We start from the raw sequence: 14753 nt of genomic DNA on the forward strand, positions 1-14753 counted from the left end.
AATTTCTTTTTTTTTATTCTGTATGAATTTAGTGGATAAAACAGAAAAAACATTTGCATTGACTACGCCCCTATATTATGTGAATGATGTTCCTCACGTGGGAAGTGCCTATACAACAATAGCAGCGGACGCAGTAGCCCGATTTCACAGGCTCCTGGGGGATAGGGTGCTGCTAATTACAGGTACAGATGAACACGGACAGAAAATTGAGCGTTCAGCAGAAAGTTTAGGAAAAGCCCCACAAGAATTTTGCGATCAAATTGTGCCTAGCTTTATCAGCTTATGGCAGTTATTAGATATTCAATATGATCGCTTTAGTCGGACTACAGATTCTCGCCATGAAGCCATAGTTAAAGAGTTTTTCCACCGAGTCTGGGAAAAAGGTGATATCTACCAAGGACAACAGAAAGGTTGGTACTGTGTATCTTGTGAAGAATTTAAGGAAGAACGGGAACTATTAGAAGGACACCGCTGCCCTATTCATACTAACAAGGAAGTGGAGTGGCGGGACGAGCAAAATTACTTTTTCCGCCTATCTAAGTATCAAACGCAGCTAGAGGAATTTTACCAGTCTCGACCAGATTTTATTCAACCAGGGAGTCGTCGTAATGAAGTCTTGAGCTTTGTTGGCCAGGGTTTACAAGACTTTTCTATTTCACGGGTCAATCTGGAATGGGGTATTCCTGTACCAGTTGATCCCAAGCATACCCTTTATGTTTGGTTTGACGCGTTGCTAGCTTATGTCACCGCACTACTAGAAGCAAATTCAGAACCAACTTTAGCTAATGCCTTAGAAACTTGGTGGCCAATCAATTTGCACTTAATTGGTAAAGATATCCTCCGATTTCATGCAGTGTATTGGCCAGCTATGCTGATGTCAGCCGGTTTACCCTTGCCAGATAAGGTGTTTGGGCATGGTTTTTTAACTAAAGATGGCCAAAAAATGGGTAAGTCTCAGGGTAATACACTTGATCCTGTAAGGCTAGTGGAAAGCTATGGTAGTGATGCGGTTCGTTATTACTTCCTTAAGGAAATCGAATTTGGCAAAGATGGCGATTTTAATGAAGTTAGATTCATTAATGTTTTGAATGCAGATTTGGCTAATGACTTAGGTAATTTGCTGAATCGGACGTTAAACATGGTGAAGAAATACTGTACTGGCGATGGAGTGCCAATTGCAAATGAAGCCATTAATGACGAAAATCCTTTGAAAGCGATTGGTTTAAGTCTAGGAGAACAGGTAAAACAAGCCTATGAGGCGCTAGCTTTCAACCAAGCCTGTGAAGCTATCCTGATGCTGGTTCGTACCAGTAACAAGTTTATTGATGAACAAGCCCCTTGGTCACTATATAAACTAGGAAAGCAGCAGGAAGTGGAAACAGTACTGTACGCAGTTCTAGAATCTGTTAGACTAGCAGCTTATCTCCTGTCCCCAATTATTCCGAATATCAGTAGCGCCATTTATCAGCAGCTGGGCTTTGGAATCGACTTTAATGATCAAATAAAAACTTCCATGCTTGCCGGTTTTGCCACCCATGCAAAATGGGGTGTACTAACCAGTACACAATCCTTGGGTAAACCCCATCCCGTGTTCAAGCGCATAGAAACTTCAAAAAACCATTAGTCCTGTTCATTTTTCGGTTTTGTTCAAGTTCTTAATTTTGTCAAAAAACTTATCGGGGCTTAATTTATTAGCTCCGAAACCTTATCATAAGCTGTTCTAGCATATCACCTTGCTAAAGCGTATCAAATATAACAAGAATAATAATGAGGTATGAGAACAATGTTGAATAATCTAGAAAGTGACTCAATATTTACGCCGGAACAAGTCTTAGAAAATCGAGGTCGTGTCGCTATCTTTATTGATGGTTCCAATCTATTTTATGCTGCTTTACAACTGGGAATTGAAATTGACTACACGAAGCTACTATGCAGATTAACTGGGGGATCTAGACTATTGCGTGCTTTCTTTTATACAGGTGTAGACAGAACCAACGAAAAGCAACAAGGGTTCTTGTTGTGGATGCGTCGGAATGGCTATCGAGTGATTGCCAAAGATTTAGTGCAGTTGCCGGACGGCTCAAAAAAAGCTAACCTGGATGTAGAAATTGCCGTAGATATGATGGCTTTAGTAGATTCTTATGATACCGCGGTATTAGTCAGCGGCGATGGTGACTTGGCATACGCGGTGAACTCAGTTAGCTATCGTGGTGTGCGTGTAGAGGTCGTCAGCTTGCGCTCAATGACCAGTGATAGCTTAATCAACGTCAGCGATCGCTATATTGATTTAGAAGCCATCAAAGAGGATATTCAAAAAAACCCGCGACAAAGCTATCCATATCGACCTCTATCCAGCATGGGGTTTCTGGAAGATATCAGGGAAAGTGATCAACACTTAGAAATCCAAGATTAATGAATTATCGAAAAGGCAGGCCAAAAAAGAGGGTAAATTGTCCTAAAACAAGGGAAAAAAATCAAAATTTACCTATATTGATTTTATTACAAAATCTGAAGGGGGTCGAAATAAAAGCTGACCTTTTTTACCTGCCTTTAACTTTTTTATTGTTACTTGGTTTAGTTGCTTGTGGTGGTAGATACCCAATAGCTGAACAAGCTAAAGATTCTGATTCATCTCCCCAAGAAAGTAATTTGACATTTTTCGATGTCACCTTAGAGCAAGCGGACGAGGTCGGAAAACCGCTATGGAAAGTGCGAGCTAAAAAAGCGAGATACACTCAAGACAAACTTGGTGAGGCAGAAAATCCCATTGGTCAACTATACCAAGATGGCAAACCGGTTTACGAAATACAAGCAGAAAGAGCAGATATTGAACAGGATGGTCAGCGGCTATTTCTCAAGGGAAAGATAGTGGCTACGGATCCTAAGAACGGTATTGTATTGAAAGGTAATGAATTAGAATGGTTACCTCAAGAAGATTTATTAATTGTCCGTAAGCAAATCAATGGAACTCATAAACGACTAAAAGCATCTGCGCAAGAAGCACGAGTTAAAACTCGCGAACAACGTATAGAATTTTCTGGTAGCGTAGTAGCTAGCTCCGTTGATCCCCAAATGCAAATGCGAACGGAAAATTTAATTTGGCAGATTCCAGAAGAAATATTAATTAGTGAAAGCACCATAGAAATTGACCGTTACAACAACAATCAAATTACTGACCGTGGAAAGGGAGATGCTGCGGAAATAAACTTAAAAAGCCAAATTGCCACGATCAAAAAAAACGCCCAGTTAAATTTATTAGACCCACCGACGCAAATAGCTAGTAAGTCTATGACCTGGGATATGAAAGCAGAAACAGTGAAGACTAATTCGACTCTGAGTGTTGTCCAGACTGCTGAGAATGTGACTGTAACCGCCAACAGAGGCGAAATGAAAATAGCGAATAAAATTGTGAATTTAACAGGAAATGTCAACGCTATAGGGCAACGTGGTCAGACTCTCAAATCTAATCAATTAAGTTGGTATCTCGACAAGAAATTATTAGAAGCTCAGGGAAATGTTTTTTATACTCAGATTGACCCACCAATAAATTTTACAGGTGGAACAGCCATTGGTAACCTACAAACAGAGGACATTGTAGTTAAAAGTGGGAAATCGGGTGGCAGGGTAGTAACAGAAATTATTCCTCAAGATGTTGGTACTAGTAATTAGGGAACAGGGAAAAATAAATTAGTAATTAAAAACATCTGAGAGAATAGTTGACACCCCCACAGGAGGGTCTAATAATCCTTGATTGTTTCAGTGTATCTACCCAATCAAGGATTATTAGCGGGGAACAAAATTGCGTTACGACTAGGGGTGCCCAATTCAGGTAAAGAATATTTAGGAGAGTTGGGAGTAATAGTAGAGGGAATATTGGGAGATACTTGCAAGCGTTGGACAAGAGCTTGTAAAAACCGATCTTGACTAGCTCGGAAGGCTGGAATTTGTGGACCACGGTTAATAATAGCAAACCAAACCAAACCGCGATCGCGTGTAGGGAAGACTCCAGCCAAAGCACTAACCTCGCGCAAAGTACCAGTTTTCATCACAGTAGCATAAGGCATATTTCTAGCTTGCATTGTTCCTCGACGGTCAAATCCAGAGGTAGGAAACAAGTCAGCTACATTAATATTGTGGGTGGTAGCTTCCCGTTGAATTGCCATTAACATAGCACAGGCAGCCCTCGGAGAAATACGATTGTCTACTCCCAGACCTGAACCATTAATTAATTGAATTTCTGCCTCCGGGACTCCGGCAAATTTGGCAGCCTGCGATCGCATTTTCGCTGTACCTCCTAGGGATTGAGCCAACATCTCAGCCATGACATTGTTACTAAAAACATTCATTTCCTTGATAAGTTGGTGTAAAGGTAAAGAACCGCGACGCATCAATAGGGTTTCTTGGGGGTTTGGTTGGGATGCTGATTTTACAATCCCCGCAATCACAACTTGAGGTTTAGCTGTGCCCTTGGGCATGGTTGAATATATGTAATTTGCCTGACGAGTCCAACTTAAATGATTTAGGGCTTGCTTGAGCATCTGAGCAGCTAATATAGGATTTGGTTCAAAATTCATGGCAAAATTCCCCCTGATCACCAAATTTCCCGTTACCTGCTTAATACCCATTTGATTGAGACTATTACCCAGGGCGAAGGCTTCTTCCCAAACAAACATGGGATCACCACCACCAGTAATCACCAAATCACCTTGCAATACACCGTTAACTATTGGACCTGTAGAGCTGACCAAAGTTTCAAATTGGTGGTCTGGCCCCCAAGTTTTCAAAGCCACAAGTGAAGTAGCAATCTTAGTTAAAGAAGCAGCTGGTAGAGGTGTTGTACCTTGATGATTAGCCATCAAAATAGGTCCGGACTGTAACCAAATCCCCTGACTCTCGGTCAAATTTTCCGGTACTAATTTCGTGGTAATTAGTTCCTGTAAATATTGCTGAACTGTGGTAGACCCTGCTGGATTAGGATCAGGAGCTAGAACTAAACCACGGCTATTGTGTAAAGCCAAAGTTTCCAAAGCTTCTGTGGGCTTAATTTGTACCCCAGCCATTTCCAGCCAAAGAGAAATTAAACCCGAACCTAATAATTCCAGCATCTTGATCCCCCTATATGTTTCCTGAGCTAATATACAAGTTTTTTGCTCATGATCAGTATTGACCAGGAATAATATCTGTCAAACCGCCCCTACTTTCTTTCTGGATGAGGTTTTTCTGCCACAGAAGGTGTACCCATCTGGTTAATTACCGCAATCATTTGATACAGGCGACCCAAATCACGTTGGTTAAAATACAACACCAGACGGGGTAATTCCTCGGTCTCATCTTGGTTTTCTGGGGGTAAAGCCTGACTTTTGATAATTTTTCCTTTTACCAGAATGTCGCTAAAGTTAGCATTTAATTTTTCCACCGCAGCATCAGATAAATCTGTTGATAGACGAATGACCAACTGTTCACCTACGTAACGGCTAGAGTGGTAAACTTGATAAAAATTGGTGATAGCATGACAAGCTACTTCCAGGTTATCTGTGACTGTGTAAAGGCTGGGGTCTTCAGGACTGACAAGACCTTTCTGCACAAGTTGTTTATCAATATATTCGCTCCAGGAGCGCCAATAATCTCCACCTGGATGATCAATTAAAACTACAGGAACCGGACCAAATTTACCCGTCTGGCTGAGGGTCATACACTCAAAAGCTTCATCTTGAGTACCAAAACCTCCAGGAAATAAAGCCACGGCATCACTTTCTTTGAGGAGAAACAGTTTGCGGGTGAAGAAATACTTAAAATGGATTAGCTTAGGATCACCCTCAATAAATGGGTTAGCCTGTTGCTCAAATGGTAACTGAATATTTAAGCCAAAGGAATTATTTCGCCCTGCGCCTTCGTTACCTGCCTGCATGATGCCGCCGCCACCGCCTGTCATTACCATAAATCCTAACTGACAAACAGAGCGAGCAAATTCCAGGGCTATCTGATACTCCTGTGTTTCTGGGGATAGACGAGCAGAACCAAAGATAGTTATTTTGCGGACGTGTCGATAGTCATAAAATAACTGGAAACCTCGCTCCATATCTGCTAAAGCGGCCGATAAGATTTTCCAGTCCAGACGTTCAATTTCACTGTCAGCTAAACGCACTATAGTAGCCAGTGCCTGCTGAATCAGTTGCCGATTTTTTAACGTTGGTAACCGGTCAAATAGTTCAGCGATGTCCGCCTGGAGACTCTCTAATGTTTCAAACGACGCAGATGAGGTCATGAGAACTTTCGTCACAATGGCATTACATTTTACCTAATTTTGCAATGCAATAGACAACTGCCTTGGGCAGTCGTGTTTGATAATTAGTGGTTGGTAAAGATTTATGAAAGTAAATTTTTAGAAAAGGCCTGTTATTTTAGCAGTGGTCATCTCAAACTCTTTACCACAACAGAAAATTTTTGGAGACGCGAGTTTTCGCGCCTCGCATATTGATCTAAATCTAGAGCAAATGGCAGGATCAAAAGGATGTTGATCCCAATTGAGTTTCAAAGATATTTTTCCAAAGTGTTAACTAATGTAGTTTTAGGTACTGCGCCAACTACCATATCAACTTTCTCCCCACCTTTAAAAATCATTAACGTGGGGATACTGCGGATACCGTACTTACTAGCAACGTTAGGATTCTCATCAGTATTGACTTTCACAACTTTTATTTTACCTTGAAACTGATCGGCTATTTCCTCCACTACAGGAGCTACCATGCGGCAAGGACCGCACCAGGGGGCCCAGAAGTCAACTAAAACGGGTACATCGCTGTGAAGTACTTCTTGATCAAAACTAGAATCTGTAACTTGTGCGGCTGCTGACATGCCTAAAAACCTTTGCCAATTATATTTTTGAGTTTGGTGAAAATTCTACCATAGCAAAAGCAGCAGCTTAGAGGTGAAGAATGTACATTTGCAACGAAGTTAAAGAAATTATGGATAAACATAAGGAACCGCCCGAACAGTAGTCCGGGCGGAGTGTGGTGTGAGGAGTGAACGGAAACATGCGTCTCCGCTATCTCCATTGTAGGCTACAGATTGGATTTTTCCAGGATTTTTTTAAGAGTCTGGAAAAAAATTTCTGCCAACTTTGAGTTTGGGTATGGGGTATAGGGCATGGTAGAAACTAAATAATTTATTTCTTATTAGTGATTCTCTAGTGCCTATGGGGGATTGTTTATTTACCCATGCCTAATTGTTGGGCTTTTTGGTACACTTTTCCCTCGGTTAGTAGGGAAGGAGCGATTACCACTTCTACTTGCTGCATTTCTTTGATGTTTTTGGCTCCTAATGTACCCATGCTAGTTTTCAAGGCTCCCAAAAGATTATGAGTACCATCATCTAGTCCGGCAGGACCAATGAGTATTTGTTCTAGACTGCCAGTAGTACCAACGTTAATGCGCGTACCACGGGGCAATACTGGGCTAGGAGTTGCCATTCCCCAATGATAGCCACGGCCAGGGGCTTCCGCGGCTCTCGCAAAGGGAGAACCAATCATCACACCATCAGCACCGCAGGCGATGCACTTACAAATGTCGCCACCGGTGATTAGACCGCCATCGGCAATGATGGGGATATAGTTACCAGTTTCCCGATAATAGTCATCTCTGGCTGCGGCACAATCAGCGATCGCCGTTGCTTGTGGTACACCTACGCCCAAAACGCCGCGAGAGGTACAAGCCGCACCCGGTCCAATTCCTACTAATACCGCAGCCGCTCCGGCTTTCAGTAAATTCAAGGTGACTTCATAGGTGACGCAATTGCCCAAGGCCACCGGAATGGGCATAGAACGGCAAAATTCTGCCAAATCAAGGGTAACTATCGAATCTGGGGATAAATGCGCTGTAGAGACTACTGTAGCCTGGACAAAAAATAAATCTGCTCCGGCTTTTGCCACTACCTGACCATATTTACTGGCTGCGGCTGGGGTTGCACTCACCGCGGCTATACCACCTTGCTGTTTAATTTCCTGAATACGTTTTTCAATTAATTCCGGCTTGATCGGTTCGGCATAGAGTTCTTGCATAAGGGAAACAAATTCACTTTTCCCTACAGAGGCAATCCGATCTAAAATCGGATCTGGGTCGGCATAGCGAGTTTGGATACCTTCTAAATTGATGACTCCTAATGCTCCTAACTGTGACAAGCGTACAGCCATCTTCACATCCACTACCCCATCCATGGCACTGGCAATTATCGGGATTTCTCGTTCAATATTGCCGATAGTCCACTTAGTATCTGCCAGACTTGGATCTAGTGTTCTGTTACCAGGAACTAGAGCAATTTCATCAATTCCATAAGCTCTACGAGCTTTTTTCCCGCGCCCAAGTTGAATTTCCACGCTTTAACTTTTCTCAAATCTGTTTAAGCTAGGGTATCAAATTGTGAGGGTATTTGCAGCAGTTTTTTTGCCAGTAATGAATATTAGGATTTACCCCATTGTGACCAGAAATTTTAATTTTTTGTTTTTACTCATTGCTCTGCCTCCCTGACGGAGAGAGGACTTAAGTCCTCCCACGGAGCTAGGATATGATGACTGCTGCGCCTGTCATAAAATCTTTTATACTAAGTAAGCGTTCCTAACTATTGTTAACCAATTTCTTTGTTGGTCTGGCTATAAGTTTGTGTTGTCTTGTTAGATAAGTAAACATTACTGTCTGTGTCCTTAATTACTTGATTTTCAGTACGGACTAGTTGGCTAAATTGCCCGATTAATTCCCCTAACTTCCCTTCGTCAAGCAAGGTATTAATTAAGGAAAGCCCACTGGTAGAAAGAAGTAATTTGTTAATATCTTGACTGCTATTTGTACCGTTAGCACCAGGGAATGAGTAAATACGAGTATCTCCTAAAACTCCAGGTTGAGGTGCTAATGCGGTAATAATTTCCGGGAGTTTATCGGCTAATTCCGGCCAAATGGTAGTGATAATTTTAGCAGATAGGTTAGCATTACTGATGGTATTTTCGGCGGCAATTTTCACTTTTAGGGCTTCTGCTTCTGCTAAAACTTGATCGCGGTTAGCTGCGGCGAGGATCCGAATTGACTCAGCTTCTAATTCTGCTGCTTCTTGGGCAATTTCTGCTTGGCGACGACGGCGGAAAGCATCTATTTCTATGATATTGCGATCGCTAATACTCAGCTGTTGGGCGGCCTTTTCCGCTGCAATAGTTGACAAGCGTTTGTCACGTTCGGCTTTTTCAATTTCCCCGGCTGTATTGACTGATTCTTCCGCTTTGGCTTGTTCTGCCTGCGCTATAAAGCTTTCACGTTTTTTGGACGCAATGGCGATCGCAACGTCTTCTTGGGCAATGCGTGTTAATCTTTCTGACTCAACTATTTCTACTTGTGCTTTGAGTCTGCCTGATTCTACCTTTTGTTGACGGTCAATTTCGGCAATTTCGGCTTCTTGTTTTTGCAGGGATTGGGTCACCTTTAACTGTTTGTTTCGTTCTTCCAGAGCAATCTCAGCTTCTATTTGGGTTTGCTGTAAAGCTAATTTTTTGCGAATTTCTTCTTCTGCAACTAATTTATCTTGAATAATTTTAGTTCTTTGTATAGCGGCGGCTTCTTTATCTTTTGCTTCTTGAATTTCCCGTTCTCGCTGTGCCTTCAGTGCCTCTACTTGGAGTTTTTGCGCTAGTTTTGCACTTTCTTTCTCCTGGGCAATTTGTAGCGATCGCTTTTCAGCATCCAGTTCTTTTTGTTCAATTGCTACTTGGGTTGTTAACTCAACTTCCCGTTTTTGTTCAATGGAACGCTGAATAATTTCCGTTCTTAAACGCACACCTTGGGCATCAAAAAAGTTATCTGGGTCATAGGTAACACTTTCTAATATTTCCGAAATTGCAATATTATTGAGGGTTAAACCCACTTTTTTTAGATCTGGTCCTACTAAGTTCAAGACTTCTTGAGCAAAACCCAATTTATCTGAATCTATTTCTGCAATATCCTTGGTTTTAGCTGCTGCTCTAATGGCATCATCAGCACGTTTTTCTAGGGCGTTCTTTATATCTTCCCCAGTAATTTTGTTACCATTCTGAGATAATCTCGCAGCTGCTTTTAAGACATCTTCTTCAGAGGCATTAATACACACATAAAATGTGACTCTAATATCTGCTCTCAGATAGTCTTTAGTACGCACGGCTAGTTTTCCAGTACGTTCTACATCAATAGAAATTTCTCGCAGGGGGACGCGAGTCAGTTGGTGGAATCCTGGTAAAACAATACAACCGCCATAAAGAATTACCGATTTCTTTTTTGTAAACAGTCCCCCAGTTCTGACGAAAGCCTCATTATTGGGTGTGACTACATAAACTCTTGTGTAAGCGTACAAACTCAATAAAAGTAATAGGATGAAAGCCCCAATTACTCCTGGTAATACCAATGAACTATGGATTTGAGCGATAGTAGATTGAGTTCTCACTGGGATAGTTTGAACGAGATATCCTGTTTCCTGCTGTTTTGGTTGTAAGGTTTGATGTGTGTTTACAGTTGGCAATGACTGGATAAAAGTTAACCAAAATAACATAATTATGATCCCTATTTGTTCTATTTGTTTAATTTTTATCTTGGTTGATGGAGTTGGCTAGCCAAAGTTGTTCATCACGACTCTTGTGGGCAATCACAACATAATTTTGCTGATTGATTTCAATGACAATTACTGTTTCTCCACGTTTGGGCGACACAGTTGCCCATTTTGGTAAAACTGCACTAATTGTCAAAAAATTTGATTTTCCATCTAGTATGTCTATTTGCCCGATTTTACCTTCCTGTTCACTAGGAATGTAAAAGGAAGTAACCGTACCCAGACAACCAATCAATCGCTCTTTACTAGTATCTTCACCAAATTCAGCAAATATTTTCCCAATTACTTGTGCTATTAATCTGCCCAGTAATAAGCTGATAATTAGCGAAATTAATAATACAGTTCCACTAATAAACCCACTTAAATTACCTTTACTTAGGCTAATCGCCCAACTGTTTAATATCAGTCCTAAAATACCCCACAAACTCAAATCTGTTGCTAGTAACAATATGAGTGGAGCTTTGCCAATGCCTGCCCATCCTAGTAATTGATCAAAGTTGACTTGGATATCGATATCGTCATCATATTCTACATCTCCATCTCCCCCAATGGAAATGATCAGAAATACAAACAGCAATATTCCCATGCCTAGGAATATCCAATAGGGTAAATTGGCGGGGTTAAATAGCATAAGATTTTGTCGATATACTATGCTGACTAGCTTCTGTGATACCTGTATACAGTTGGCATTAATTGAAATTGATAGTTTTCACATCAGAATATTAGAGTATGATTTTGGCTATTTTTTTTCTTTGCACACAAGAATATATTTTTTAATATTTTGTATGAAACTTCTTGAAATATTTAACTAATTTTAAAATCCGTTGCCCGAATAATATTGAGTTGGTTGGGCAGATTTGAGAAACTCTTGTATTTAAATGCCAACTTGACCCTGTTTCAGGCTAGAATTGAAGATAGTTAGCATATATCTGCATAAGAGTCAAGAGGTAGTAATACAGTGGTCTCATGACCCAGTAATTTTTTCTCCTTGAAGAGTGAGTCCTATAGCAGCCACAATTGTTACAATTCTTTTAGATTAGATATTGAAGCCTTGATCCAGTCTGAAACCTTAGAACTACTCGAATGGCATCGCCTCTGTCAGCATCTTTCCACATTTGCGGCTACTAAACTAGGGGCGATCGCATCACTGCATCTGAAAATACCTGCATCTCAAGCAGAAAGTGAGCAATTACTTGCCCAGACTAAAGAAGTTTACCAACTGGAGAATCGAATGACAACGGGATTGTCATTTGAGGGTGTTCAAGATATTGGCGATTCTTTAGAACGGGCAGAACTTAGCGGTATTTTAGCAGGGGATGAACTGCTAGCGATCGCTACGACCTTGGCAGGGGCGAGAAATTTACGCCGCGTCATTGATAATCAAGAAGATTTGACCGTACTCACACAGTTAGTTGCTGATTTACGGACTTATCCCGAACTAGAGCAGGAAATACACCGATGTATTGATGAACGAGGCCAAGTAACCGACCGTGCTAGCCAAAAACTGGGTGAAATTCGTACAGAAGTACGTAAATTACGCGCTCAAATTACTCAAAAATTGCAAAATATATTACATGCAAAATCGAGCGCAGTTCAAGAACAAATTATTACCCAAAGAGGCGATCGCTTTGTTATCCCAGTAAAAGCACCCCAAAAGGATGCGATACCGGGTATTGTACATGATACTTCTACCAGTGGAGCTACTCTTTATATAGAACCTAATTCTATAGTGCCTTTGGGTAACCAACTGCGACAGACTCTCAGAAGAGAGGAAGTTGAAGAAGAAGCCATTCGTCGGATGCTGACACAGCAAGTCGCAGCAGTCAAAGTAGATTTGGAACGGTTGTTAGCAATTGTGACCACATTGGATTTAGCAACCGCCAGGGCTAGGTACAGTTTTTGGTTAGGAGCTAATCCTCCCAGATTTATTAACCGTGGGGAAAATGAAGTCATTACCCTAAGGCAATTACGCCATCCTCTGTTAGTGTGGCAACAGCAGCATGAACATGGTCAAGGGGTGGTTCCAGTGGATTTATTAATTAGTCCCCATATTCGGGTAGTAACGATTACTGGACCAAATACCGGTGGTAAAACAGTCACTTTAAAAACCCTGGCCTTAGCAGCATTAATGGCGAAGGTAGGGTTATTTGTTCCCGCCCGCGAACCAGTAGAAATACCTTGGTTTGACCAGGTATTAGCTGATATTGGGGACGAACAATCATTACAGCAAAGTTTATCAACATTTTCTGGACATATTCGCCGGATTAGTCGGATTTTGAATGCTTTGAGTCTTGGGGAACAGGCAGATAATACCCAATCCCTCGTCCTTCTGGATGAAGTGGGGGCGGGAACTGATCCAGCAGAAGGTAGTGCTTTAGCGATCGCTCTACTACAATATCTAGCTAATCATGCCCGGCTAACAATGGCCACAACTCACTTTGGTGAATTAAAAGCGCTCAAATATGATGATCAGCGATTTGAAAATGCGTCTGTAGAATTTGATGAAAGCACACTTTCGCCTACCTACCGTTTATTATGGGGGATTCCTGGACGTTCTAACGCCTTAGCAATTGCTCTGCGTTTAGGTTTAAAACCAGAGGTGGTAGAACAGGCAAAAACTCAAGTGGGAGGAGCTACGGACGAAATTAATCAGGTGATTGCTGGGTTAGAAGCGCAACGCCGCAGCCAAGAAACTAAAGCTGCGGAAGCTCAAAGTTTGTTGCAGCAAGCGGAACGTTTATATAAGGAAGTGTCGGCAAAATCTCAAGCTTTGCAGGAACGGGAAAAAGCTTTGCGGATTGATCAGGAAGTAGCAGTACAACAAGCCATCGCTCAGGCTAAAGGTGAAATTGCCCAAGTGATTCGCCGGTTGCAAAAAGGTACACCTAAAGCCCAAGATGCTCAACAAGCAACGGATGCATTAAATCAAATTGCCCAAAAATATCAACCAAAAGCACCAGCAAAACCCAAAGTTGGGTTTAAGCCCAAAGTGGGCGATCGCGTGCGGATTTCCCAGTTTGGACAAACAGCGGAAGTTTTAACTGCTCCCGATGAGGATGGTGAGTTCAGCGTTCGCTTTGGGATGATGAAGATGACGGTTAAGCTCGAAGACATCGAATCTTTGGATGGTCAAAAAGCTGAACCAGTAGTTAAACAGAAGCCCGCGGTAGTTCCTCAGCCGGAAAAACCCGCCCCAGCTATTCGCACGTCTCGAAATACAGTGGATTTGCGTGGTAAACGGGTAGCAGATGCGGAAATTATCTTAGATCAGGCAATTTCTGAAGCTACAGGGCCAATCTGGATTATTCACGGACATGGTACCGGTAAATTACGGCAAGGAGTTCACGCCTTTTTGCATCAGCACTCCAGAGTTAGCCACCACCAACCAGCAGAACAAGTAGATGGTGGTAGTGGTGTCACCATTGCTCATATTAAATAATTGACATCTCCCCTGGTTGAAACACAGGGGATTCTAAACTGATGTTGCTACGCAGGCCTAAGCCATGCTACGCAACGTTTACAACGTGATTTACTTAATTTAATAGATTAGGTATAGCAACCGCCAAGGTAATTTAAGCATAAACTATAAGTAGTCCCTTTTCATGTGAAGCGCTCGCTTGCTACAGGTATATGCCCAAGCCGTACAGTTACGACCTTCGTCAAAAAGTAATCCAAGCGATTGAACTCGATGGCTTGAAGAAAACTGAAGCCAGTCAAATGTTTAATATTAGTCGCAACACCATCACCCTATGGTTGAAGCGAAAAACCGAAACGGGGGACTTCCAAGCCTTGCCTAGTAAGCGTCCTGGGAATGGTCACAAAATTACCGATTGGGAAAAATTTCGTGAGTTCGCTTCCGTGCATGGCGATAAAACCCAAGTAGAGATGGCCTCACTTTGGCCTGAAGAAATTAGCGAGCGCACAATCTCAAGAGCTTTGAAAAAAATTGGTTTTACGCGAAAAAAAAGACTTATGGCTACCGTGAGCGCGATGAGGTTAAACGACAGGCTTTCGTAACGCAGTTGTCTAAGTTACCTGTGGAGAAGATTGTATATCTCGATGAGTCAGGAATGGACAACCGAGACCAGTATGATTACGGTTGGAACTCAAAAGGACAGCGCTTCCATGCACTTAAATCA

Annotated in this window: 9 protein-coding genes and 2 pseudogenes; 5 read left to right on the plus strand and 6 right to left on the minus strand. The window is 41.9% G+C overall.

Annotation, left to right across the window (positions count from 1 at the left end; genetic code table 11):
• Positions 1-22: 22 nt before the first annotated feature.
• The 3 genes from metG (at position 23) to lptC (ending at position 3669) form a co-directional block, all read left to right on the plus strand.
• On the plus strand, positions 23-1624 hold the full coding sequence (gene metG, locus NWP22_RS16695) for a methionine--tRNA ligase (protein ID WP_271731362.1): 1602 nt from the start codon (positions 23-25) through the stop codon (positions 1622-1624).
• 159 nt (positions 1625-1783) lie between these two features.
• Positions 1784-2413 carry a LabA-like NYN domain-containing protein gene (locus tag NWP22_RS16700; RefSeq protein WP_271731361.1) on the plus strand — a complete coding sequence of 210 codons (630 nt, stop codon included), beginning with the start codon at positions 1784-1786 and terminating at the stop codon, positions 2411-2413.
• A complete protein-coding gene (gene lptC, locus NWP22_RS16705; protein WP_271731360.1) occupies positions 2413-3669 on the plus strand; it encodes an LPS export ABC transporter periplasmic protein LptC in 1257 nt (418 codons plus the stop codon). The genes NWP22_RS16700 and lptC overlap by 1 nt, the downstream gene beginning before the upstream one ends.
• A 104-nt stretch (positions 3670-3773) precedes the next feature.
• Here lptC and NWP22_RS16710 read toward each other — a convergent pair whose 3' ends face one another.
• The 6 genes and pseudogenes from NWP22_RS16710 to NWP22_RS16735 form a co-directional block, all read right to left on the minus strand.
• Positions 3774-5105, minus strand: coding sequence for a D-alanyl-D-alanine carboxypeptidase (locus NWP22_RS16710; RefSeq protein WP_271731359.1), 1332 nt, complete (start codon positions 5103-5105; stop codon positions 3774-3776).
• Positions 5106-5194: 89 nt separating this feature from the next.
• Positions 5195-6265 carry an LOG family protein gene (locus NWP22_RS16715; RefSeq protein WP_280791259.1) on the minus strand — a complete coding sequence of 357 codons (1071 nt, stop codon included), beginning with the start codon at positions 6263-6265 and terminating at the stop codon, positions 5195-5197.
• A 266-nt stretch (positions 6266-6531) separates the two neighbouring features.
• Positions 6532-6876: pseudogene (gene trxA, locus NWP22_RS16720) on the minus strand (thioredoxin); the annotation flags it as partial.
• Positions 6877-7207: 331 nt separating this feature from the next.
• Positions 7208-8371, minus strand: a complete 1164-nt coding sequence (locus NWP22_RS16725) for a GuaB3 family IMP dehydrogenase-related protein (protein WP_271731356.1) — start codon at positions 8369-8371, stop codon at positions 7208-7210.
• A 248-nt stretch (positions 8372-8619) separates the two neighbouring features.
• Entirely contained in the window at positions 8620-10557 is a 1938-nt protein-coding gene (locus tag NWP22_RS16730; RefSeq protein ID WP_271731355.1) for a flotillin family protein, read from the minus strand.
• Positions 10558-10585: 28 nt separating this feature from the next.
• Positions 10586-11245 (minus strand): OB-fold-containig protein, encoded by a 660-nt coding sequence (locus tag NWP22_RS16735; protein ID WP_271731354.1) that lies wholly within the window; start codon positions 11243-11245, stop codon positions 10586-10588.
• A 420-nt stretch (positions 11246-11665) separates the two neighbouring features.
• On the opposite strand from NWP22_RS16735, the gene NWP22_RS16740 reads away from it, so the two are divergent.
• Positions 11666-14053 carry an endonuclease MutS2 gene (locus tag NWP22_RS16740; protein ID WP_271731352.1) on the plus strand — a complete coding sequence of 796 codons (2388 nt, stop codon included), beginning with the start codon at positions 11666-11668 and terminating at the stop codon, positions 14051-14053.
• Between the two features lie 191 nt (positions 14054-14244).
• Positions 14245-14753: pseudogene (locus NWP22_RS16745) on the plus strand (IS630 transposase-related protein); the annotation flags it as partial.

Source organism: Anabaenopsis tanganyikae CS-531, from assembly GCF_029891675.1.
GTDB lineage: Bacteria > Cyanobacteriota > Cyanobacteriia > Cyanobacteriales > Nostocaceae > Anabaenopsis > Anabaenopsis arnoldii.